This is a genomic window from Pseudoalteromonas sp. MER144-MNA-CIBAN-0113, from assembly GCF_040308965.1.
Classification (GTDB): Bacteria; Pseudomonadota; Gammaproteobacteria; order Enterobacterales; family Alteromonadaceae; genus Pseudoalteromonas; species Pseudoalteromonas tetraodonis.
On sequence record NZ_JBEOOG010000291.1, the window covers coordinates 1 to 280 of the forward strand.

At 41.4% G+C, this 280-nt stretch carries 1 protein-coding gene; it reads left to right on the top strand.

Features of this window, described 5'->3' with window-relative positions; translation table 11 throughout:
• Positions 1-280, top strand: a 280-nt coding sequence (locus tag AAEY57_RS19750; protein ID WP_350608640.1) for a M23 family metallopeptidase, incomplete at both ends; no start/stop codon positions are given.

Sequence of the window (280 nt, forward strand, 5' to 3'; positions counted from 1 at the left end):
CTTTGGCTTAGACATCGCTAATAAAACAGGTTCTCCTGTTTACGCGCCAATTAGTGGTACCGTGGTGTTTTCTGAACCTGATTTATACTACTCAGGCGGTACATTAATTATTGATCATGGCCATGGTATTACCTCAACTTACATTCATTTAAGTAAGCTTGATGTGAAAGTAGGTGACAAAATTAAGCAAGGTAACAAAGTGGCTGAAATTGGTGCAACAGGGCGTGTAACAGGTCCTCACCTAGATTGGCGTTTTAACTGGAAAGGCGAACGCCTTGAT